This window comes from Candidatus Binatus sp. (assembly GCF_036567905.1).
Classification (GTDB): domain Bacteria; phylum Desulfobacterota; class Binatia; order Binatales; family Binataceae; genus Binatus.
Map to the genome: position 1 here is coordinate 64816 of NZ_DATCTO010000012.1, position 22972 is coordinate 87787.

General features: G+C 63.2%; 20 protein-coding genes. 16 read left to right on the forward strand and 4 right to left on the reverse strand.

The annotated features are described in order from the left end of the window. The first annotated feature begins 24 nt into the window (after positions 1-24). The 11 genes from VIO10_RS01670 to VIO10_RS01720 all read left to right on the forward strand — a co-directional run bounded on the left by VIO10_RS01670 (position 25) and on the right by VIO10_RS01720 (position 10249). Positions 25-1080, forward strand: a complete 1056-nt coding sequence (locus tag VIO10_RS01670) for a DUF1573 domain-containing protein (protein ID WP_331958342.1) — start codon at positions 25-27, stop codon at positions 1078-1080. A 36-nt stretch (positions 1081-1116) separates the two neighbouring features. Beyond that, positions 1117-2013, forward strand: coding sequence for a YiiX/YebB-like N1pC/P60 family cysteine hydrolase (locus tag VIO10_RS01675; protein WP_331958345.1), 897 nt, complete (start codon positions 1117-1119; stop codon positions 2011-2013). Positions 2014-2056: 43 nt separating this feature from the next. Beyond that, positions 2057-2338, forward strand: a complete 282-nt coding sequence (locus tag VIO10_RS01680) for a hypothetical protein (protein ID WP_331958348.1) — start codon at positions 2057-2059, stop codon at positions 2336-2338. Between the two features lie 121 nt (positions 2339-2459). Further along, complete coding sequence (locus VIO10_RS01685; protein WP_331958351.1) at positions 2460-2972, forward strand: nitroreductase family protein; 513 nt, start codon at positions 2460-2462, stop codon at positions 2970-2972. A gap of 38 nt (positions 2973-3010) precedes the next feature. Further along, a complete protein-coding gene (locus VIO10_RS01690; protein ID WP_331958354.1) occupies positions 3011-3451 on the forward strand; it encodes a rhodanese-like domain-containing protein in 441 nt (146 codons plus the stop codon). Then, positions 3451-4110 carry a cob(I)yrinic acid a,c-diamide adenosyltransferase gene (locus tag VIO10_RS01695; protein WP_331958357.1) on the forward strand — a complete coding sequence of 220 codons (660 nt, stop codon included), beginning with the start codon at positions 3451-3453 and terminating at the stop codon, positions 4108-4110. Before VIO10_RS01690 ends, VIO10_RS01695 begins: the two co-directional genes overlap by 1 nt. A 17-nt stretch (positions 4111-4127) precedes the next feature. Further along, positions 4128-4829, forward strand: coding sequence for an MBL fold metallo-hydrolase (locus VIO10_RS01700; protein WP_331958359.1), 702 nt, complete (start codon positions 4128-4130; stop codon positions 4827-4829). A 35-nt stretch (positions 4830-4864) separates the two neighbouring features. Next, positions 4865-6892 carry an NAD-dependent DNA ligase LigA gene (ligA, locus tag VIO10_RS01705; RefSeq protein WP_331958362.1) on the forward strand — a complete coding sequence of 676 codons (2028 nt, stop codon included), beginning with the start codon at positions 4865-4867 and terminating at the stop codon, positions 6890-6892. A gap of 21 nt (positions 6893-6913) precedes the next feature. Next, positions 6914-7207 carry an acylphosphatase gene (locus VIO10_RS01710; protein ID WP_331958365.1) on the forward strand — a complete coding sequence of 98 codons (294 nt, stop codon included), beginning with the start codon at positions 6914-6916 and terminating at the stop codon, positions 7205-7207. A gap of 141 nt (positions 7208-7348) precedes the next feature. Next, positions 7349-9244, forward strand: coding sequence for a 2-oxoacid:acceptor oxidoreductase subunit alpha (locus VIO10_RS01715; RefSeq protein ID WP_331958368.1), 1896 nt, complete (start codon positions 7349-7351; stop codon positions 9242-9244). A gap of 6 nt (positions 9245-9250) precedes the next feature. Then, positions 9251-10249, forward strand: coding sequence for a 2-oxoacid:ferredoxin oxidoreductase subunit beta (locus VIO10_RS01720; protein WP_331958370.1), 999 nt, complete (start codon positions 9251-9253; stop codon positions 10247-10249). 99 nt (positions 10250-10348) lie between these two features. On the opposite strand, the gene VIO10_RS01725 is transcribed toward VIO10_RS01720, so the two are convergent. After that, positions 10349-11086 carry an SDR family oxidoreductase gene (locus tag VIO10_RS01725; RefSeq protein ID WP_331958372.1) on the reverse strand — a complete coding sequence of 246 codons (738 nt, stop codon included), beginning with the start codon at positions 11084-11086 and terminating at the stop codon, positions 10349-10351. Between the two features lie 25 nt (positions 11087-11111). Then, entirely contained in the window at positions 11112-12530 is a 1419-nt protein-coding gene (locus tag VIO10_RS01730) for an FAD-binding oxidoreductase (protein ID WP_331958375.1), read from the reverse strand. 447 nt (positions 12531-12977) lie between these two features. Here VIO10_RS01730 and VIO10_RS01735 point away from each other — a divergent pair, with 447 nt between their 5' ends. Beyond that, a complete protein-coding gene (locus VIO10_RS01735) occupies positions 12978-14534 on the forward strand; it encodes an acyl-CoA carboxylase subunit beta (RefSeq protein WP_349259212.1) in 1557 nt (518 codons plus the stop codon). A gap of 9 nt (positions 14535-14543) precedes the next feature. Here the strand turns inward: VIO10_RS01735 and VIO10_RS01740 are convergent, their stop codons facing one another. Beyond that, positions 14544-15890, reverse strand: a complete 1347-nt coding sequence (locus VIO10_RS01740; protein ID WP_331958381.1) for an MFS transporter — start codon at positions 15888-15890, stop codon at positions 14544-14546. 156 nt (positions 15891-16046) lie between these two features. Between VIO10_RS01740 and VIO10_RS01745 the strand changes: the two genes are divergently transcribed. Together VIO10_RS01745 and VIO10_RS01750 are read left to right on the forward strand one after the other, a co-directional pair. After that, positions 16047-16259: an acetyl-CoA carboxylase biotin carboxyl carrier protein subunit gene (locus tag VIO10_RS01745; protein ID WP_331958384.1), complete on the forward strand. Its 213-nt coding sequence runs from the start codon at positions 16047-16049 to the stop codon at positions 16257-16259. A gap of 298 nt (positions 16260-16557) precedes the next feature. Beyond that, positions 16558-19593 (forward strand): hypothetical protein, encoded by a 3036-nt coding sequence (locus VIO10_RS01750; protein ID WP_331958387.1) that lies wholly within the window; start codon positions 16558-16560, stop codon positions 19591-19593. Between the two features lie 112 nt (positions 19594-19705). On the opposite strand, the gene VIO10_RS01755 is transcribed toward VIO10_RS01750, so the two are convergent. After that, positions 19706-20911: an acyl-CoA dehydrogenase gene (locus tag VIO10_RS01755; protein WP_331958389.1), complete on the reverse strand. Its 1206-nt coding sequence runs from the start codon at positions 20909-20911 to the stop codon at positions 19706-19708. Between the two features lie 305 nt (positions 20912-21216). On the opposite strand from VIO10_RS01755, the gene VIO10_RS01760 reads away from it, so the two are divergent. Both VIO10_RS01760 and VIO10_RS01765 read left to right on the forward strand, forming a co-directional pair. Further along, positions 21217-22083, forward strand: coding sequence for an NAD(P)-dependent oxidoreductase (locus VIO10_RS01760; protein ID WP_331958392.1), 867 nt, complete (start codon positions 21217-21219; stop codon positions 22081-22083). A 36-nt stretch (positions 22084-22119) separates the two neighbouring features. Then, complete coding sequence (locus tag VIO10_RS01765) at positions 22120-22929, forward strand: enoyl-CoA hydratase (protein WP_331958395.1); 810 nt, start codon at positions 22120-22122, stop codon at positions 22927-22929. The last annotated feature ends 43 nt before the right edge of the window (positions 22930-22972 follow it).

Consider the following 22972-nt stretch of genomic DNA (forward strand, 5'->3'; position numbering starts at 1 on the left):
GCCGCGCCTCGGCCCATGAGTAAAATGACGAACTTGAAAAAAATCTTGCCCGCGTTCCTTGCACTGATAATCGCCTTGATTGCCAGCCTCCCGGCGGCCGCGCAGGAGGGCATGAATCCGATGATTCCCGGCGGCAACAGCGCGCCCCCGGGCCGCGCGCCGAAGGCGGTCGCCGCCAATCCGCTGTACGATTTCGGCACCGCGCTCGAAGGCACGATGGTCAGTCATACCTTCACCATCAAGAACATCGGCCAGGGCTATCTGGATATTCGCGGCGTGAAGACCTCATGCGGATGCACCACGGGCAATCCCTCGAAGGTGCATGTCGCGCCGGGCGACCAGAGCGAAATCGCCGTCGGGTTCGACACGCACTTTCAGAAGGGCCACCAGGTGCGCACCATCACCGCGTTCACCAACGATCCCGACAATCCGCAGGTCGCGATGACGATGCAGGGGATCGTCAAGCAGCAGGTCGAGGCGCAACCGGGTGAAATCTCATTTGGCAACGTGAAGAAGGGGACCGAAGACACCAGGGAGGTGGTGGTCAACGATCTCAATCCGGGGCGCGGGCCGTTCCAGGTCGGTCCGGTGAGCAACTCGAATTCTTCGATCAGGGTGGTGCAGCAAAAGCGTCCCGACGGCAAGCCGGGCGCGCTGCTCAAAGTCTCGCTGCTCAAGACGATGCCGGTGGGACAGTTCGACGACTCGATCAAGATCACGACCAATCGCGTGCCGTTGCAGGTTGACGTGTTCGGCACCGTGACCGGAGATTTGAATGTCGATCCCGCGCAGGTTTCGTTCGGTCTCGTTCCGCGCGGCCAGGACGTCGTGAGAATCTTCAAGCTGAGCAATCAGGGTCCCCATCCGGTAAAGGTACTCGAGGTGGCCAGCACCAGCCCTGCCGTCGCCGCAACCGCGGAGCCGGTCACGCCGGGCAAGGAATACAAGGTGACGGTTACGCTCAAGCATGGCACACCCGACGGCCAGTTGCGGGGGAATTTGACGATCAAGACCGACGACCCGGAGCAGGCGACGCTGAAGGTGCCGTTCTACGCAATCGTGGGCCAGTTCAAGACCTGATCGAGGTTCGGCGCGAGCGGGGGGAACTGAGCTGAAATGGCTCGCCGCGAGAAATCGGGGATCATCGCCTGGCTGCTGGACCGGATGAGCGACTGGGCCATCGGTCTGCTCACCAAGCCCATCAAGAGTTACGCCCTCCACATCCCCAACGACATTGCCGCGCTCAAGCGTCACATTCGCAAGGGCGACGTCATATTGGTGGAAGGCAACGAGCGAGTCAGCGAATGCATCAAGTACCTGACCCAAAGCTCGTGGTCGCACTCGGCGTTGTACGTCGGTGACGAGCCGATTCGGCGCAATCCCGAGATGAGGGCGCCGCTGGTGGCGCAATTCGGCGAGGAAGCGAACTTCCTGATGGTCGAGGCGATCGTGGAGGCGGGCGTGGTGCTTACGCCGCTGGCCAAGTATCGCGACTTCAACATCCGCGTGTGCCGGCCGTTCAACCTGTCGGCGGCGGATCTGGCCGAGGTGATGGACGAGGCGATTCGCAGCGTGGGCGATACCTACGATCTGCGCAACGTGATCGATCTGGCGCGCTACTTCCTGCCGGTGAGCCTGGTGCCGCCGCGCTTTCGCCGCCAGGCGCTGCAGTTTGGAAGCGGCGAGCCGACGCGAGTCATCTGTTCGAGCGTGATCGCGTCGTCGTTTAATCGGGTGAAGTTCCCGATCGTGCCCAACTACCAGCAGTTGCCGCCGCCGGCCGCGGCGTCGCCCAAGCGCAAGCTATGGCCGATAGGCTCGAAGACGACCGGCGCGCTGCAATACGGCACGCTCAGGATGGTCTCGCCGACGCTGATCACGCCGCGCGATTTCGATCTGTCGCCCTATTTCGAGATCATCAAATTCAATATCATCGAGAATATGCGTTTCGACTATCACAAGATTTTGTGGGCCGACGCCGCACCGCCCGCGCCGGTGAAGAAGGGCGCCTGAGACGGCGGATACTTCGGGGCCATCGCAAGCAGGAGAGGATTCATTGAACGACGAACAAGGGCACGCAGGCGGCCGGCGCGAACTGCTCGAGAAGACAATCGCGAAGATTCTGCATCGCCATTGCAATTTCGGATGGGCGAACTACTACGTCCCGAGCGAGAAGTTTCCCAGCCTCATCGAGGAGCTGGTCGAGGTGATGAGCCCGGGCGGGCAGGCCGGTCACGACGAGCTGGTGCAATTTTTTCTTGGGCTTCAACGCATGTCGTCGATTCAGGAGCGGGTGGCGAAACTCGAGCAGGGATTTTCGGTTTATAAGCGCGGCTGAGCCGCGTCCTCACAGCGATTGGTGCAGTTCGGCTTTTAGCGCCGTCAGTTCGGCGGCGCCGGCGGCGGCCGCTTCGACTGGCAGCCGCCCCGATTCGAAATTTCAGATGGAGGCGCCATCCATGGACGCTCTTGAAGCGATTCTCTCCCGCCGGGTGCAGCGCGCGTTCTCGGACGAGCCGGTGGCGCGCGAAAAACTCTCGAAGATCGTCGAGGCCGGACGCCACGCGATGAGCGCGCGCAACCTGCAGCCGTGGCAGTTTGTCGTGATTCAAAATCGCGACACGTTGAAGGAGATTGGCGCGCTATGCTCGACCGGCCGCTTCGTTGCCGAGTCGCCGTCGGCGATCGTGGTGCTCAAGGACGTCGCCAACGCGCGGTGGGCCGACGTGGATTGCGCGCAAGCGGTGCAGAACATGGCTAACGCGGGATGGGCGCTGGGCCTGGGCACCTGTTGGGTCGGCAACTTCGACGGGGCCAGGATTGGCGCGTTACTCGGGGTCAAGGACGGATGGGCAATTTTCACGGTTCTGCCGTTCGGCTACGCCGACCCGAAGAATCCGCCGCAGGCGAAGCAACTCAAACCGCGCGGTGAGATAGTGCATTATGAACGCGTAGGAAATGCCAAGCCGTGACGATCTGGTAAAGTCTTAACGCTGAAAAGAGGTTTGCGATGGCGATAAAACACCAAATTCCACCCGAAGCGCACGCAACGCTGCAGGATAATCCCGACGCGCTCTATCTCGACGTTCGCACCGAAGTAGAATTCGCCGCCGGACACGCGCCACGCGCGATCAATATCCCGGTCATGGTGGCCAAGGGTCCGGGCCAGATGCAGTTGAATCTCGACTTTGTCGAGATCGTCGTGAAGGTAATTCCCCTCGACAAGAAACTCATCGTCGGATGCATGGTGGGCGGACGTTCGCAGCGCGCGTGCGAGATGCTCGAAGAGGCGGGTTTCATCGATCTGATCAACGTGGTCGGCGGCTTTGGCGGCCAGCGCGACGCGTCGGGGCAGGTGGTCGTCGTGGGATGGAAGGACGCGGGACTGCCGGTGACGACCGAGCTGGGCGACGCCACCTACGCGGCGCTGCGGAGCAAGGCGGGCGTCTAATGGCGATACGCCTGAGCCGGATTTACACGCGCACGGGCGACAAGGGGAATACCGCGCTGGTCGGCGGCAGGCGCGTGCCAAAGGACAGCGCGCGGCTGGAGGCCTACGGAACAACCGATGAGCTGAATTCGATCATCGGAATCGTTCGCACCTACCTTACCCAATATCGCGACGGGTTCGGCGCCGATTTCGAGCCGTATGCGGAGACCCTGCGGCGGATACAAAACGAATTGTTCGACCTGGGCAGCGAACTCGCCACGCCGCCCGACGGCGAATATCCGCAGATGCACAAGATGGGCGCCGGCGAGATCAAGCGGCTCGAAGAAGAGATGGACGCGATGGAGAAGGAGCTCGAGCCGCTGAAATCCTTCACCCTGCCCGGCGGCGGCGTGCTCAACGCGTTTCTGCATCAGGCGCGCACGGTGTGCAGGCGTGCGGAGCGCGAATGCTGGCGGCTGAAGCGCGAAGAGGACATCAACGACAATCTCATCATCTATGTGAACCGGCTGAGCGATCATCTGTTCGTGCAGTCGCGATGGGTTGCGCAGCGGCTAGGGGAGCCCGAATTTCTGTGGGACCGGGCGCTGCGGATCGAAGCGGATAAGAAGACCGCGCGCGCGGCGAAGAGCAAGCCGGGCCGCGGCGGCGTGAAATCCTGAGCAGGGGAAATTTGACGATGGCTGAATCCAGCGACCAGAAAATCTATCTGCGACAGGCGCAGGTCGGCCCGATGGCGAATTTCGTGTACCTGATCGGCGATCCGGCCACGCGCAAGCTCGCGGTCGTCGATCCCGCGTGGGACGTCGATGCGATACGCACCTATGCGGAGCGGGAAGGTTACGAGATCGACAAACTCCTGCTGACGCACTATCACCCCGATCATCTGGGCGGGCACATGATGGGCCAGAACATCGAGGGCGCCGCCAAACTGCTCGAACAGGTGAAGGTCAAGGTCTATGTGAACAAGCACGAGGCCGACGGGGTGAAGCAGGTCGCGGGATTGTCGGACTCCGACCTGGTGAAGGTCGATGCGGGCGACACGGTCAAAGTGGGCGAGCTCGAGGTGAAGTTCCTGCATACGCCCGGGCATACGCCGGGCTCGCAGTGCTTCCTGGTCGAGGGCAACCTGATTTCCGGCGACACGCTGTTCGTGAACTCGTGCGGACGGGTGGACCTGCCGGGCTCGGACCCGGAGGCGATGTATCACAGCCTGAACGATACGCTGCGCAAGCTCGACGACTCGACGGTGGTGTATCCGGGGCACGCGTACTCGGCGGAATCCAGCACGACGATCGGCGATCAGAAGCGCCACAACATGTACATGCGATTTCCGACGCTCGACGATTTTCTCGACGCGATGGGCTACCCGCGCCGCTAGCCGGGGAATTCGCGCGATGGTCGTGGACTCCAGCCATGCGTGAAGATTCGCACAAGCTCGCCGCGCAAGCCGAAAAGCTGCGCGACGAGATCGACCGCGCCAACTATCGCTACCACGTCCTCGACAATCCGGAAATTTCCGACGCCGAATACGACCAGCTGATGCGCCGGCTCGAGGCGCTCGAGCGGGAGCATCCCGAGCTTGCCACGCCCGATTCGCCCACGCAGCGGGTGGGTGCGGCGCCGAGCGAAAAATTCGGCGTCGTGGTGCATCGCCGCCCGATGATGTCGCTCGGCAACGCGATGGACGCCGAGGAGATGCGCGAGTTCGACAAGCGCGTCAGGCGGCTGCTGAAATCCGACGCCGACGTCGAGTACGTCGCCGAGGTCAAGCTCGACGGACTCGGCATCGAGCTGGTTTACGAAGACGGGCGGTTGACCGTCGGCTCGACCCGCGGCGACGGAATCAACGGCGAGGACGTCACCCGCAATATCCGCACGATCAAGAGCGTGCCGCTCAGGTTGCGCTGTCCGGAGCACAACAAAAGCAAAATCCCGCGCCTGCTCGAAGTGCGCGGCGAAGTGATTATTCCGCGGACCGGGTTTGCAAGGTTGAACCGCGAGCGCGAAGAGGCCGGCGAGCCGGTGTTCGCCAATCCGCGCAACGCAGCGGCGGGAGCGCTTCGCCAGCTCGATCCAAAGATCACCGCGTCGCGGCCGCTCGACGTTTTCCTGTACGCGCCGGGCGTGATCGAGGGCGTCGCGCTCAAATCGCAGTGGGAATTTCTGCAAGCGATCAAAGCGCTGGGGTTGCGCGTGAATCCGTTGTCGCGCGTGTGCAGGGGCATCGGCGCGATCCTCGAATACTGGAACGAAATTACCGAAAAACGCCGCGAGCTGGACTACGAGGCCGACGGCGTGGTGGCCAAGGTGAACTCCTACGCGCTCCAGGAGCAGCTCGGCGAGGTGTCGCGGTCGCCGCGCTGGGCGATTGCGTACAAGTTCAAGGCGCAGCAGGCGGAGACGGTGGTCGAGAAGATCGAGGTGCAGGTCGGCAGAATCGGTTCGCTCACGCCGGTCGGCAAGCTTCGCCCCGTGCAGCTCGCCGGCGTCACGATTTCGAATACTTCGCTGCACAACCTCGACGAGATCAGGCGCAAGGACATCCGCGAGCGCGACACCGTGCTGATCGAGCGCGCGGGCGACGTCATTCCGTACGTCATTCGGGTCACCAGGCAAGGGCATCCGCGCGCGAAGCCGTTTGAGATGCCCACCCATTGCCCGGAATGCGGCGCGGCGATCGTCCACGAGCAGGGCGAGGTCGGTTACTTCTGCGTCAATGCGAATTGCCCGGCGCGGATGCGCGAATCGATTCGCCATTTCGCGTCCAAGGGCTGCCTCGATATCGAAGGGTTGGGCGACAAGCTGGTCGCGCAACTCGTCGAGCAGGGCTTGGTGAAGGAGCTCGACGATCTATTCGGGTTGACCGGGGAGCAACTCGCGGGGCTTGAGCGCATGGCGGACAAGAGCGCGCGCAACGTGCTGGACGCGATCGCGGCGGCGCGCAAAACCTCGCTCGACAGGTTCATCAGCGGGCTTGGGATACGCCACGTCGGCGAGCATACCGCGCGTCAACTGGCGTTGAAGTTCAGGACGATGGACGCGCTGGCGGCCGCCACGGAGGACGATTTGCTCGGCGTGCGCGATATCGGGAGCGAAGTAGCGCACAGCATCCGCGAGTACTTCGATGAGCCGCGAAATCTCAAGACCGTCAAGCGCCTGATCAAAATCCTCGAGGTCGAACCGCCGGCCCAGCTCGAGGGCCGCGGCGCGGTCCGCGACAAGACGTTCGTGCTGACCGGGACGCTGGAATCGATGACGCGGGAGGAGGCCGAGCGCAAAATCATGGCGGCGGGAGGGCGAGTCACGTCGTCGGTCAGCCGCAAGACCGGCTTCGTGGTCGCGGGCGCCGAGCCAGGCTCGAAGCTGAAGAAGGCAAACGATTTGGGAGTCAGGGTGCTCGACGAGAAGGGGCTCGTGTCGATTCTTGCGCGCGATAGTTGACCACTGGGAGACCCGGCTTTCATGACGACGCAAAAGCAATCGGGCCGCGCGAGGCTGCATCTGATAATCAGCGGGCGGGTGCAGGGAGTCGGCTTTCGATTCTCGGCTTGCGACGAGGCGAAAGATCTCGCACTCGCCGGATGGGTGCGCAATATCCCGGCCGGCGAGGTCGAAATCGTCGCGGAAGGCAGCAGGGAGAATTTGCAGATGCTGGCGGCGTGGGCACATCTGGGCACGCCGTCGGCGCACGTAACTGAGGTACGCGAAGACTGGCTGGATTTTACCGGTGAGTTCACCGAGTTTCGAATTCGCTGATCGGGCGGGTAAAAAAAATGGGTCTTTTATGGCTCGGTTAGATTAGCTATGCTTTAAATCCGCGTATTGGAATATTTGCCGGGCTTCGAGAGATCGGAGTAGTTTTCAATCAGGCTCTAACCACAAGGAGATTGGACTGAGATGGCTGTACCACCTGAGGCGGCTGGACAAGCTGCCGAGTCGCATGAATCCGCCGCGCCCGCGCCCAAACCGCATCTGAAGCGCGATCATGTCGTCATCCGGTTTGCGGGCGACTCGGGCGATGGAATGCAGTTGACGGGGATGCAATTCACGTCCGAATCGGCGCTGGCTGGCAACGATATCGCCACACTGCCCGACTATCCCGCTGAAATCCGCGCGCCGCAGGGAACGCTGGCCGGGGTCAGCGGCTTTCAGCTGAATTTTTCAAGCAGCGAGGTCTTTACCCCCGGCGATGAGCCCAACGTGCTGGTCGCGATGAATCCCGCGGCGCTGCGGACCAACATCGAGGATCTTCAGCCCAACGCCGTAATAATCGTGGACCGCGAGGCGTTCAACGATTCCAACATCAAGCGCGCCGGATACACGACCAATCCGCTGACGGATCATTCGCTCGACAAATTCCAGCTGATCGAAGTCGATGTGAGCAAGCTCACGTCGCTGGCGGTGCACGGGCTGGGGCTCAACAATCGCGCGGCGTTCCGATGCCGCAACATGTTCGTGCTCGGGATGCTGTCGTGGCTGTTTCAGCGGCCGATCGACAACACGATCACCTCCCTCAAGAACCGCTTCAAGAAGACGCCCGAGCTGATCGAGGCCAATATTCGCGTGCTCACGGCCGGGTACAATTACGGCGAGACGACCGAGATGTTCGCCAGTTCGTACGAGGTGCCTGCGGCGCAAATCGCCCCCGGCCTCTATCGCAATATCACCGGCAATAGCGCGACCGCGCTGGGTTTCGTGGCGGCCGCGGTAAAGGCGGGCCGTCCGCTGTTTCTGGGCTCGTATCCGATTACGCCCGCCAGCGACATTCTGCACGACCTCTCAGGCTACAAAAATTTTCCCGTATATACTTTCCAGGCCGAGGACGAGATTGCCGGCGTCTGCTCGGCCATTGGCGCGTCATTCGGTGGAGCGATCGCAATCACCACGACTTCGGGGCCCGGCCTGGACTTGAAGTCCGAGGCGATCGGGCTGGCGATGAAGGTTGAGCTGCCGCTGGTGATTACCGACGTGCAGCGCGCGGGACCGTCCACCGGGATGCCGACCAAGCCCGAGCAGGCCGATTTGATGCTGGCGATGTACGGACGGCATGGCGAGGCGCCAGTTCCGATCATCGCGGCCTCGACCCCGGCCGACTGCTTCGATTGCGCCTACGAGGCGGTGCGAATCGCGGTCAAGTACATGACGCCGGTGATCCTGCTCACCGACGGCCAGTTGGCCAACGGTGCGGAGCCGTGGCTGCTGCCCGACCCGGACAAGCTTGCGCCGATCAAAGTTGAATTCGCCACCAACCCAGAGGGTTTCCTGCCCTACGCTCGCGACGCCGAAACGCTGTCGCGTCCGTGGGCGGTGCCGGGGACCAAGGGCCTCGAGCATCGCATCGGAGGACTGTCGGGCGAAAACCTGACCGGCAACGTGAGCCATTCGCCGGCCAACAACGAGCTGATGGTGCGGACGCGGGCGCGCAAGATTGCGGGTATCACGCGCGAGATTCCGCCGATCGAAGTGTTCGGCGATGCCGGCGGCGGCGACCTGGTCGTGCTCGGATGGGGCTCGAGCTTCGGTCCGATTCGCGAAGCCGTCAAGCGGGTGCGCGCCAAGGGCAAGAAAGTCTCGCACGTGCATCTGCGCTATCTCAATCCTCTGCCCGGCGACTTGAGCGAAGCGCTCAAGCGTTTCAAGCAGGTGATGGTCGCGGAAATGAACATGGGACAACTGCTCAAGCTGGTGCGCGCCGAATACCTGATCGACGCCTTCGGATTCAACAAGATCCAGGGCCGTCCGTTCAAAGTCAGCGAGATCGAAAACCGCATCAACCGGGTCCTGGAGGGCTGATCGAAAATGGCAACCGTTCTTAACCGCAAGGATTTCGTCTCCGACCAGGAAGTACGCTGGTGCCCCGGATGCGGCGACTACGCGATTCTGGCCGCAGTGCAAAAAACCATGCCCGAGTTCGGCATCGCTCCCGAGAACACGGTCTTCATCTCGGGAATCGGATGCTCGAGCCGGTTTCCCTACTACATGAACACCTACGGCTTCCACACCATTCACGGCCGCGCGCCGGCGATCGCCACCGGGCTTAAGATTTCACGGCCCGATCTCGACGTGTGGGTGGTGACCGGCGACGGCGACGGGCTCTCGATCGGCGGCAATCATCTGATCCACGTGCTCAGGCGCAACGTCGATATCAATATTCTGCTCTTCAACAATCGAATCTACGGGCTCACCAAGGGTCAATATTCGCCGACCTCGGAAGTGGGCAAAATCACCAAGTCCACGCCGGCTGGTTCGGTTGATTTTCCCTTCAATCCGATCACGGTGGCGCTCGGCACGCACGGGACCTTCGTTGCGCGCTCGATCGACATCGAGCAGAAGCTCCTCGGCGAGGTGCTCAAGCGCGCGCACGCGCATCGCGGCACGTCGTTCATCGAGATTCTGCAGAACTGCAGCATCTTCAACGACGGCGCTTTCAACGATGTCACCGACAAGGCGCTCAAGCCGGACCATCAGCTGGTTCTCGAGCACGGGAAACCGCTCATCTTCGGCAAGGATCGCGACAAGGGAATCAGGATGAACGGAATGCGGCCCGAGGTAGTACAGCTCAGCGCAACCGTCACGGAGAAGGACCTCGTCGTGCACGACGAGACCAATCTCTCGCTGGCGTTCATGCTGGGACACTTCGAGTCTCCGCTGCCGACCCCGGTGGGAGTGTTCTACGCGGTGTCGCAGCCGACTTACGACGGAGCTGTCAACCAGCAGCTCGCCGACGCCAAGGCCAAGCAGGGCGCGGGCGACTTGAGGGCGCTGCTGGGCAAGGGCGATACCTGGACGGTGAACTGATCCGCGAACATTTGGATCGAATGTACAAAGGCCCGCGAGCGCATCTCGCGGGCCTTTTGTTTGAGTATCGAGTCCGCCCGGCCGGTAATCGGAGAATCTTCAGAAGCTGAGGCGTTTGAAGCGGCTTTCGGGGATCAGCCGGACCGCCGCCATGATGAAGCGCCAGAACCACGGCGTGTACACCACTTCGGCGCGCCTGCGATAGGCCGCGTAGATCAGATCGGCGGCTTTGGCGGGTGAAATCGTGAGGATAGCGCCCTCGCGTCCCCAGGTCATCCGGGTATCCACCGTGCCGAGCTTCACCGTCATCACATGCACTCCGCTGGCGGCCAGCCGCCCGCGCAGGCCTTGCGCAAAGATCGCGAGCGCGCCCTTGGCCGAGCCGTACACATAATTGCGTGCGCGGCCGCGCTCGCCGGCGACCGATCCGATCACGATGATGAAGCCGGAGCGTTGCTGTTCGAGATGACGGGCGGCCAGCGTAATCAAGGACACGGCGCCGGTGAAGTTCTGATGAATCGTGGCGAGCGCGGCGCCGGGATCGGTCTGGGCCGCGTCTTCGTCGCCGAGCGTGCCGAAGCATGCGACGACCCCGTCGAGTCCGCCGAGCGCGCCCGCGGCGCGGCGGATGAACTCGTCGTGCGAGGCGAAATCCGACGCGTCGAAGGTTCCGGAAAGAGCGGTCACGCCTGCGCGAACGCTGACATCTTCCGCAACGCGGCGAGCCTCATCGGGGTCGCGGGCGGCCAGGTACAACCGCGCTCCGTCGGATGCGAAGCGGAGCGCGAGTGCGCGCGCGATCGGGCTGGTGGCGCCAAGAATGAGAACTTTGGTCATCGTGCGATAGCGCTTGCGCCGTCTTTCAGGCGGGACACATCCCAAGCCTGCGCGACAGGCTCGACGAGAAGCGGTTGTCGGGATCGGCGACGGCCTTCGCCGCCTGCCACTGGGCGAGATTCGGATACATCGCGCGAAACGTCTCCGCACGGAGGCGCGCATCCTTGGCCAGGTACACGCGGCCGCCGCGCTTGAGCACCATCGCGTCGATCGAGTCGAGAAATTCCAGCAGTCCGTCGGTCATCGGGAAGTCCAGTGCGAGCGTATAACCGGGCATCGGGAAGGAAAGCAGGCCGTCCTGCGCACCGAACTTTTTGAGCACGGCGAGAAACGATCCGCGTTGGCTGCGGCTCGTCGCCTCGAGCACTTCGACCAGGCCCGCGCGGCTCTCGCCCGGCGGCCACACGCATTGATACTGGATGAAGCCGCGTTTGCCATAGATTCGATTCCAGTTCCGGATCGAATCGAGCGGGTAGAAAAAGCTGTCATAGTCGAAGATAGTGTGCGCCGCGGTCTGGCGATGAAGGGCGTAATAGACCGCGTTGAACGCCTTGACGGTCAGTGAATTAAGCGCAAATCCAGGCAGGTCGATTGGAACGATTGGGCTCGGCCGCGCCGTCGCGTGGAGCGGATTCTGCGCCAGGTTCCGGGGCAGCCGATCCAGCGTCGCAAAGTTGCCGAGGTTGAGCACCGAGCGGCCCAGCGCGCCCAGCCGGCTGGCGCAATCGATCCACGCGACCGAATAGCCGTACTCGGAATCAGTGCGCTCGAAGGCCTCGATCGCGGCGTCGATATTGCCCGCGCGGATCAACTCGCCATCGAGATAAGCGCTCTCGACCCGCCGCATCCTCAGTTCAAGCTCGAGGATCACGCCGGTCAGACCCATCCCGCCGACCGTCGCCCGGAACAGTTCGGCGTTTTCCTCGCGCGAGCATCGAAGCACCTTGCCTGACGCGATCATCAGGTCGAAGCTGGTCACGTGCGCGGCCAATGAGGAATCGCGATGGTGATTCTTGCCGTGCACGTCGGCGGCGATCGATCCGCCAAGCGTGACGAAGCGGGTGCCCGGCGTGACCGGCGGAAAGAAACCGCGCGGCAAAAAGACGTCGATCAACTCCGCGATCGTGACGCCGGCCTCGCAGCGCAGGATTCCGGTGGCGGGGTCGAAGGCGAGCATCCGATTCAGCCGCGTCAGATCGACGACGCGATTCTGATCGTTCAGCGCCGCATCGCCGTAGGCGCGGCCGGCGCCGCGTGCGATTAGCGAAGTCGCGTCGGCGGTTACGACCGCTTGCAGCTCGGCGATTTTCTCGGGCCGGTAGATGTCGCTCTCTGAGAGCGGATAGCGGCCCCATCCGGTGAGTAGCGCATGGCGCGGTTTCGGCATCGCGCTCGATTCGCGTCGCTCAGTGGTCGTCATCGAGTCTGTGCGCACGGCCGTCATCGTGAGAAGAGAAGCTAACAGGAAGAAGGCGAACGAGAAACGCCCGCGCGCGCTTGGGCACTGGTTCAGTTGGCCAATCTGACAAGCGATCGAATGGCGCCGGAAGGAGCAATTCATACCATTCGTGGTGGTTTTGGGACGGCTGCGCTCTAGCGCTAGCTTTGTTCCGTCAGAAATTATTTCTGCCGCGAGCAGGAGTCGTCCGACTTTGGGCGAGCCGGGCGAGTACGGGACATCCTGGCGGTTGACCATAGCGCAGACGTAGCACGCCAAGTCCGCCGGGGTCAGGCTGAATTAGTTCATCCGCAAACGAAGGAAGAATCACCTGCGCGGTGGGCGGCAGGGGCTGCGGCCCCTGCACCCGCAGTGAGAAGACGCGAAAATCTGCGCAACGCATCTTTTCACGACTACACCAACGGCCAGGGGTCAGCCCTGCAGGAGAATCGCATGTCCTGGGAAAAGGAAGTCGAAGAAATCCGCCGCCGCGTCGAGATCGCCAAAGGGATGGGCGGACCCGACAACGTCAAGCGCCAGCACGACGGCGGCAAGCTCACGGTGCGCGAGCGGATCGAAAGGCTGCTCGACGCGGGAACCTTTCACGAGTATGGAGCGCTGGCCGGCGCGCCGAAATACGAGGGGCAGACGCTCGCGTCGATCATGCCGGCGAACTTCGTCGGCGGCACCGGGCGAATCAACGGACGGCGGGTGGTGGTCGGCGGCGACGACTTCACGGTGCGCGGCGGTGCGGCGGACGCGTCGATCGGCAATAAGCAGGGCTACGCGGAACTGCTCGCGCATGAACTGCATCTGCCGATCGTGCGGCTGGTGGACGGAACCGGCGGCGGCGGCAGCGTGCGCTCGCTCGACACGATGAAACGGACCTACATCCCGGCCAATCCCGCGTTCGACGTGCTGGTGAAATTGATGGGCGAGGTGCCCGTGGTCGCGGGATGCATGGGCTCGGTGGCGGGGCTTGGCGCTGCGCGCGTGGCGGCGTCGCATTTCTCGGTGATGGTTCGCGGGTCGAGCCAGTTGTTTATAGCGGGCCCTCCAGTGGTCAAATGGGGCGTGGGCGAGGAGCTGACCAAGGAAGAACTCGGCGGCTCCGAAATCCACGCGCACATCAGCGGCGCGGTGGACAACGAGGCCGAGAGCGAGGACGACGCGTTCGCGCAGATTCGGCGCTTCCTGTCGTACTTGCCGCAAAGCGTGTGGAATGTGCCGCCGCGGGTGACGCCCGACGACGACCCCGCCCGGCGCGAGGATGAATTGATCGGCATCGTGCCGCGCAATCGGCGCCACGGTTACGACGTGCGGCGAATCCTGGAACTGGTGATGGACCGGGAGTCCTGTTTCGAGATGACGCCGTTCTTCGGGCCGTCGCTGGTTACGGGATTTGCGCGGCTCGACGGATTCCCGGTCGGGGTGATGGCGAGCGATCCGTTCTCGATTGGCGGATCGCTGGACGGACCGGCGTCGGACAAGATGGTCAAGTTCCTCGATCTTTGCGACACGTTTCACCTGCCGGTGGTGAACTTCGTCGATCAGCCGGGATTCCTGATCGGACGCGAGGCCGAGATGGCGGGAACGATTCGGCGCGGGGTGCGCGCGCTGTATGCGCTGTTCCAGACGACGACGCCGCTGGTTGCGATCATCGTGCGCAAGGCGTTCGGAGTGGCGGGCGCGGGCCATGGGATCACGACCGGGCTGAATCTGCGCTACGCGTGGCCGTCGGCGGATTGGGGCTCGCTGCCGATCGAGGGAGGGATCGAAGCGGCATACAAGCGGGACCTGGCGGCGTCGAGCGACCCCGAAAAATTGCGAAAAGAGTTAGAGGAGAAATTCAACGCCGTGCGCTCGCCGATTCGCACCGCGGAAGCGTTTGGAATCGAGGAAATAATCGATCCGCGCGATACGCGGCCGATCCTCGTCGACTGGGTGCATCAGGCGTACGAGATAGTTCCCACGCTGCTGGGAATCAGAACGCGGACGATGCGCCCGTAAGCAGGGAAATCAGCCGCCGGCGCCTGCGGGATCGGCCGCCGGGGCGGGTTGAGCTTGCTTTTCAACCGCCGAATGGCCGCGAGTGAACGACATCGCGATGATGTAGATTATCATTCCGCCCAGCGCGACTTTGACCCACTCACCCCATCCGTAATGGACCGCGACGTAGAGAGACAACGGCGCTGAGATCGCGACCCATCCGCGCGCAATCAGCCCGAAGAAGGCCCATCCGGTCGCTTGCAGAGCGGGGGAGACGTCCTCGAGCGCCTCGGAGAACTGGGCCGCCCACGGCACGTAGCCGATCGCCAGGAAGCATCCCATCAGCGACGCGACCATCGCCATCGTGGCGTGTGGCAGCGCGTGACCGAAGGTTGGAATCCACCAGGCCATCAGAATCGAGGCGAGCACCGCGCCGAAGATCGCGATCGGTTTGCGGGTTTGCAGGCGATCGGAGACTATCCCCGTCAGCACCAGGGCGGCGAGGTTCGCCAGCCAGAAGTATCCATTCATCTTCGCCGCTTCGGCCGGCGTGTAATGAAACGCCTCGGTGAACATCAACGGCCCGAAGCCCTGGATCGCAAAATACAGCGTCAGGTTCGCGCTTACCCCGATGACGAGCAGCCAGACCTCGAAATGACCGAGCAGGCGCCTGAAGGCGTCGCGGGTGCCGGAAGGAAGTTCGGAGGCCGACGGCAGGCGTCCCTCGGCGGCGAGCGCCTGGATTTCAGTCTTCATAATCTGCATGCGCAGTTCGGGGCTCAGATCGCATAGCCACAGCACAATCGGGACGTACATCGCGACCGCGAAGAATCCCATTATCCAAATCTGCGATTGCCAGGTGTGATAAATCGGCAGCGTCGTTCCCGCTACGTAGTTGGCGAGGAAGGCGGCGCCGACCGGACCGATCGTCAGCAGTCCGAAGGCCAGCGCACGGCTGAGCCGCGGCGACATATCCCGCACCAGCGCCGCCAGGGCGCCGGCCGTCAGACCGGCCACGATTCCCATCGAGGTGCGCAGAATCACAAATGAGACGATGCCCGTGATCAACACGTTCAGGAACAACAGGCCGGTGACCAGGCCAAGACATATGTCGATGATGAGGACGCGGCCGTAGCGGTCTGCCAGCGGACCGCCGAAAAACGCGGAGATTCCGGAAATCAGCACGGCAAACGTTATGAATGCGCCGTACGCGACGTGGCTCAGATGCAGGTATGGGAGCAGGATTGGCAGCAAGGGAGCCAGCTGGAAGTCGTATGCGCCCAGAATCGAGGCGAGCACCGTCAGGATCAGCAGGGACCACCGATGGGCGCCGCGCGGATATTCAGTGAGCGTTCGACTCGCCACGAAACCGTTCATGCCGTCTCTCCCCATAAGCCCGACGAACGTTGACCTAGTTTCTCTACAACCAGACGACCCGAAAATACAAGGCGCATCCCTTCGAGCACTGGTGCGCGCGCGTCGTGCCTGCTAAAGGGCTGGAAGCCGAACAGCCTGGAAAAGGACCGCTGAGCGATGGATATAAAGAGCCCCGCCGTGGGCAAGGTGCTGAGACTCTCGGTCGAGAGCGGGGCGCAAGTCGCGCGTGGCGACGAAGTGATGGTGATCGAATCGATGAAGGTCGAGATACCGGTCAAGGCCCCGGCCAATGGGCGCATCATGGAGTTTCGGGTCAAGCCCGGCGATCAGATTCAGCGCAATTTCGTTCTCGCCGTGATCGAAGCGTGAGGTGCAGGGCCAAGTGCTGCCTGTCATGGGCGAAGGAATACTCAGATAGACCGGCGCAATACTAAATAGGTAATCGACTAAATACTCATTATATAGTTGGTTCGTATATACTGTGAGAGTAGAGTGACTACTGGACGCAGGCCGAAGGGGGGTCTTCGCTTTGTCCAGACGTTTTTCGCCGTGGCTTCTCGCCGTCGCGGGGGGCCTGCTGCTCGCATCCGGTCTCGGGGTAATTCTGTCTCTGCCGCAGAGCGCAACGCCGCTATCGGCACGCGCTAATCGCAACGCGTCCGGATCAATGCACGCGCGCGACCGGGTGGCGCGCGAGGCATTCTTTCTCAGCCGGCGTGGACTGAGCTTTGGAGTGCCGCCGGGCGCGTATGGCGTGGCGATCGGCCAGATGCGCCGGCAGGAGCGCAAAGCAGTCGCAAGCGCCACGCTGGACGCGACGGACTCGACGCAAGCGGCTGCTTCTTTCGCGTGGAGCGCGCTTGGTCCGCTGCCATTGAATAACGAGGTTCCGGCCTTTGGCGGAATTTCATTGGGGGGCGCACTGACCGGCGCGACCGGACGGGTTACCGCGCTGGTCGCAGACCCGACCGTGAGCGGACGGATGTTCGTCGGCACCGGCGACGGGGGAGTGTGGATGCGCGCCAATGCAAGCGCGGCATTCGTACCGATATTCGATCTCGAGCCCACGCTGTCGGTCGGCGCGCTCGCGCTCGACGCCAGCACCAGTCCAAATCCAACGCTGTACGTTGGCAGTGGAGAAGGCAACGGCTCGGCCGATTCATACTATGGCGAGGGAGTGTTCGTCTCGAGCGATCTCGGCAATACTTGGGCGCAACTCGGCGCAAGCAACTTCGCGCACGCGTCGATCGCCTCAATCGCGGTCGATACCACGCGGACGCCGCGAACAATCTATGCGGCAGTAACCTACGGCTCGAGCGCGAACCGGGCGGACGCGTCGTGGGTCGAGGGCGATTTCAGTCAAAACGGCCTATGGCGTTCAGCCGACGGCGGCGAGTCCTGGATTCCTTATCCCGCGGGGACCTTCGGCGCATGTCCGTACTTCACCAGCGATCCATGTCCGGCAGAGTCCGTGGTGATCGATCCCGCGTCACCGACCGCCGTTCTGGTATCGATCCTCGGAGTCGGGGTGTTCCGCTCGTCGAATTCCGGATTCAGCTGGACTCCGGCCCGCCTGCCCAACTTGAGCGGCGGCGTCGGCCGGGCGAGCGTCGCCGCCGCCGATGGCGTTGCGTATGCGATGATCGGCGCGGCTGACGGTATCGAGTTCGCGGGATTCTACAAATCCGCCAACGACGGAGTCAGCTGGACCAAGGCGTCGGTGCCGAGCGCGACGGTCGGCGCCGCGACTATCGACGGGTCCAACTCGAGCAACTTTTCCGAGTCGTTCTTCGACCAGGCGCTGGCGATCGATCCCGCCGACACGACCGGCGCAACTATCGTGTTCGGCGGCGTCGGAATCTACCGCTCGATCAACGCCGGGAGCAATTGGACTTCGCTCGCGCCGAGCGGCGGAACGCATTCGGATCAACACGCGATCGCGTTCGATCCCGCAAGCGCGCACAGCTTCTATCTCGGCAACGACGGCGGGCTTTATCGCTTCGACGCCGGCACTCTGAACTGGGCCGCCCTCAACGCGAGTATCAGCGCCGCGCAAGCGGACTCGGTCGGTCCTCATCCAACGAACAGCGCAGTGGCGATTGCGGGATTTCAGGACAACGGCACCGCGCGCTTCGCGGCGGCGCAGCCGCCGGCGTCGAGCTGGACGGAGGTGGATAATCTCGACGGCGGACTGGCGCTCTTCGACACGGTCAACCCGCTGTTTGCCTATCATACGTTCGCGACCACCTCGGTCGGACCATGGGTTTCGCGCTCGACCGATGGCGGAGTCACTTTCAATTCTGCCGCTTCGAGCGCGGCACTGCAGACTGCGATGGCGACGGCGGGCGACGGCGGCGCCGCCTACTATCCGCCGCTGGCGAGCGATCCGGCCGTGGCCGAGCGCGTATTGTTCGGCGCGCATTCGGTGTACGTGTCGAATGACGCGATGGCGACATGGGCGCGGCAAACGACTCAGGATTTGACCGGCGGATGCAACAGCGGCGCGTGCGCGCTCGAGGATCTCGAGATCGCGCCTTCCGACCATACCAAGGCGTACGCGCTCTCGATGGAGACCAGCACGACCTTTCGTCCCACGCCGTTCAAAATCTTCACCACCGACCAGGCCGACCTCCAGGTCAGCGCGGGCCAGCCCGAAGGCGCGCAATGGACCGACAAGACCTCGCAACTGCCGCCAATCGTGTTCCCGACTTCCACGCAGGCGACCGGAATTGCGGTTGACCCGTTCGATTACAGCGTCGCCTACCTGAGCCTTTCGGGGTTCACCTCGGCTACCGGCATCGGTCACATTTTCGTGACGACTGACTTCGGCGGTTCATGGACGCAGGCCGACGGCAATCCGAACCTCCAGAGTCCGCCGCCCGCCAACGCGCTGCCCGACGTTCCGGTGTTGCGATTGCTGGTCGATCGCAATGACCCCACGGCGAACACCGTGCTGGCCGCGACCGACATTGGTATTTTCAGAACGACCGACGCAGGAGCGACTTGGGCGCCGTTCAACCTCGGGGTGATTCCTGCAGTCGCAGTTTTCGATATCGAGCAGAATTTGAGCGGCGTGGTCTTCGCCGCAACCCACGGGCGCGGGATATTTGAGCTCGCCGGCGAGGGATCGCCCGGCACGACGCCGTCGCCAACGCCTGCCGCCACGCCTTCCGCAACCCCGACTCCGACAGCATCCGTGACGGCAACTTCGACGCGCACCGCGACCGCTACGCCGACCGCGTCGCCGACCGCATCCGCGACGCATACCGCGTCGCCGACCGCGTCGCCGACCGCATCCGCGACTGCGACGGCAACTTCGACGCATACCGCGACCGCCACCGGCACCGCGACGCCCACTGCAACAGCGACGTTCACGCCGACGCCGATGCCGACCGTAGCCGCGGCGCTGGCTGTCTCGCCAAGCTCCGCGACTTTTGCCGCGAAGATGGGCAAGAAGAGCAACGCAAAAAAAATAACCGCGCACAACGCCGGTAAAGTGTCGATACTGCTGATCGGTGCGCAGGTGACTGGCGATTTTGCGCTCTCGAAGCTCTGCGGCGGGGCGCTGAAGCCAAAAAAGAAATGCACCTATGCGGTGGTCTTCACTCCGACCGCAAAGGGATTGCGCGCTGGTCTCCTCACGGTCAACAACAACGGCTCGAGCGGGCCGCGAACGGTGAACCTGTCAGGAACCGGGCAGTAGCCGCGCGTGCACTCCTTGCTCGAAACAATTCCACTGCTTTCCATTCCCAAAAGAAGAAGGGCGACCCGCCGCCGGGCCGCCCTTGTTCGATTACCGCTCGGTTGGAAAGCGGCTAGCCCTTGGGCAATCCGAGCACGCGCTCGCCGATGATGTTGTGCTGGATTTCGCTGGTGCCGCCGGCGATCGTCAGCGCCCGCGATGCCAGCATCCGATACGACCACCTGCCTTTGTCCATCGCATACGGCGCGTTGAATTCCATCTGGCTGTACGGCCCCAGTATCTCCATCGCGAAATTGTTGATGCGCACGTTAAGTTCGCTGTTGCACAGCTTGAGCAGCGAGCCCTCGGGCCCCGGCGGCAGACCCTTGAGCCGGCGCGTCAGTTGCCGAAAGCCGGTGTAGCGCAGCGCGGCCGCCTCGCACGCGAAACCGCTCAGCCGCTGGCGCACGCTGGTATCTTCCCACGCCGTGTGTCCGTTGCTGCGGATCGTCTTGGCCAGCTCGACCAGCTCCTTGACCTGGGCCATCAGGTCGCGGCCGCCGCCGATTCCCGACCGTTCGAACATCAGCGTGGTGATTGCGACCTGCCATCCCTGGTTTTTCTCGCCGATAAGATTCTTCTTCGGCACCTTCACGTCCTCGAAGAAGACTTCGTTGAAATTCGCGTCGCCCGTGATCTGCACCAGCGGGCGCACGACCACGCCGGGACTGTGCATGTCAACCAGGATGTAGCTGATCCCCTTATGCTTGGGCGCGTCGGGATCGGTGCGGACCAGCAGGAGACACATGTCCGCGTGATGCGCGTCGGAGGTCCAGACCTTCTGGCCGTTGACGATAAAGTAGTCGCCTTCCTCGATGGCGCGCGTCTTCAGGCTGGCCACGTCGGAGCCGGCGTCGGGCTCGGAATATCCCTGGCACCAGAGCTCGTCGGCCGAAAGAATTTTCGGAACGTGGCGCTGCTTCTGCTCCTCGGTGCCCCAATGAATGATCGTCGGACCGGCCAGCATGATGCCCAGTCCGTTGACCAGCACCGGCGAGTCAACTTTCGCGAGCTCCTCGTTGTAAATGATTTGCTGGGTGAGCGTCGCGCCGCGTCCGCCGTACTCCTTGGGCCAGCTGATTCCGACCCATCCGCCGGCGTGCATCTTCTTGTGCCACTCGACCCGTCGCTTCCAGTCGTCCGGGCTGTCTTCGCGGGTTTCTTCGCGCATGGAGTCGCCGCCGTCTCCGGCCTTGGCCGCCTTGGGCAGGTTGGCATGGAGCCAGCTGCGAAACTCCTGGCGAAACGCCTCGTCTTCGGCGCTGAAATTGAAATCCATTGGTGCCTCCGATGGGGACCGCGCGATGCGCGCCTGGCCGCGTCCACGACGAGCGTCAGCCGGCGGCTGCGATCCCCAACACTTGTCATATAGAACAGCCGGAGCCGCCCATTCAAGCAGATTTTCGCATCCGGCTCGCGCGGCCGAGCCGTGAACATAAAGCCGGTCGGCGCGGTCGTTCTTTTTTTGTGTCATTCTAAGCGAAAGCTGCGGTAGCGAAGAATTCCGGATCCGGGATTCTTTACTGCGTTCAGAACGACAGATGGAAAGAGGCGCCTCAGTTATTCGTCTGCGGAGCGTCACGCATGGAAATCGGATGGATCGGAACCGGAATAATGGGCGCGCCGATGGCGCGACGATTGATCGGCGCGGGCAATCGCGTCCGCGTCTTCAATCGCTCAGCCGACAAGGCGCGAGCGCTCGCCCCTGACGGCGCGATCGTCGCCGCGGACGCGCCTGCGTGCGTCGCGGGCGCGGAAGCGGTGTTCATCATGGTGCCCGACACGCCCGACGTAGAGGCGACGGTCGCGAAGATCGAACCCGCGCTGGCCGCCGGGCAACTGGTCGTCGATATGAGCACTATTTCGCCGATGGCGGAGCGCGCGATCGCGTCGCGGCTGAAGCGGGCCGGCGTCGATTACCTGGATGCGCCGGTGTCGGGCGGCGACGTCGGCGCCCGCGACGGCACGCTCGCGATCATGGTTGGCGGGGAAGCGCTGGCGTTCGGGCGTGCCCGTGGGCTGTTCGAGCTGCTTGGGCGGCGGGTAACGCACATGGGCGCGTCGGGCGCGGGCCAGATGACCAAGCTTGCCAATCAAATCGCGGTCGCGCTCGCGCTGGAGGCGGCGGCCGAGGCGATCAAGTTCGGGCAAGCGGGCGGTCTGGATGCGTCGCGGGTGGTCGAGGCGATAGGCGCGGGCGCGGCCGGGTCGTGGCAGTTGTCGAATCTCGGTCCCAAAATAATCGCCGGCGATTATCGGCCCGGGTTCTTTATCAAGCTGATTCGCAAGGACCTGCGCCTGGTGGTCGAGGCGGCGCGCGAATCGGGCCTGGCGCTGCCCGGACTTTCGCTGATGGCCTCGATGTTCAACGCGGCCGCCGCGCTCGGCCACGATCTCGACGGCACGCAGGCGGTCGCGGCGGCGCTCGACAGATTGGCGGACGTGAAGTAGTACCAGAGTCGAACCTGGATTTTTGGAGGCCAAAAAATGGCAGACCATCTGCTCACGGAACTGAAAGACCGCGTCCTTTACCTCACGATGAATCGGCCCGACAAGCTCAACGCCCTGAGCGCCGAGATGATGGGCGGGCTGGTGGACAACCTGAGGCGCGCCGCGACCAATCGCGAGATAGGCGCCGTCGTGCTGACCGGCGCCGGGCGCGGATTCTGCTCCGGCGGAGATATCGGCGGGATGCGCGAACGCAACGAGGGCGCCGGCGCAGCGGGCGCGGCGCAGACGATAGAGGATCTGGTGGCGGGACTGCGGCGCGGCGAAGAAGCGTCGCAGATGCTGCACGAGATGGCGAAGGTGACGATCGCAGCGGTCAACGGACCGGCGGCCGGCGCGGGACTGAGCCTGGCGATGGCGTGCGACATCAGGATCGCGTCCGACACGGCGCGTTTCGCCACGGCGTTCGCCAAGGTCGGTTTCTCGGGTGATTACGGCGGCACCTGGTCGCTGACGCAATTGGTCGGGTCGGCCAAGGCGCGCGAATTATATTTTCTGGCCGACGTGATCGGCGCCGACGAGGCATTGCGAATCGGATTGGCAAATCGCGTGGTGCCGTCGGCGTCGTACCGCGACGAGGTGCATGCGATAGCGTCGAGGATCGCCAACGGTCCGTCGATTGCCTATTCATATATGAAGGCGAATCTCAACGCGGCGATCAATCACGAGTTCAACGAGCTGCTCGATCGCGAGGCGTGGGGGCAAATTATGACCGGCCTGACCCAGGACCATCGCGAGGCCGTCAAAGCGTTTCTCGAGAAGCGCCCGCCGACCTTCAAGGGCAGATAGCGCTCTCGCCCCCTCTGCTTGTTCGAGGAGGAGAATCCTTGTA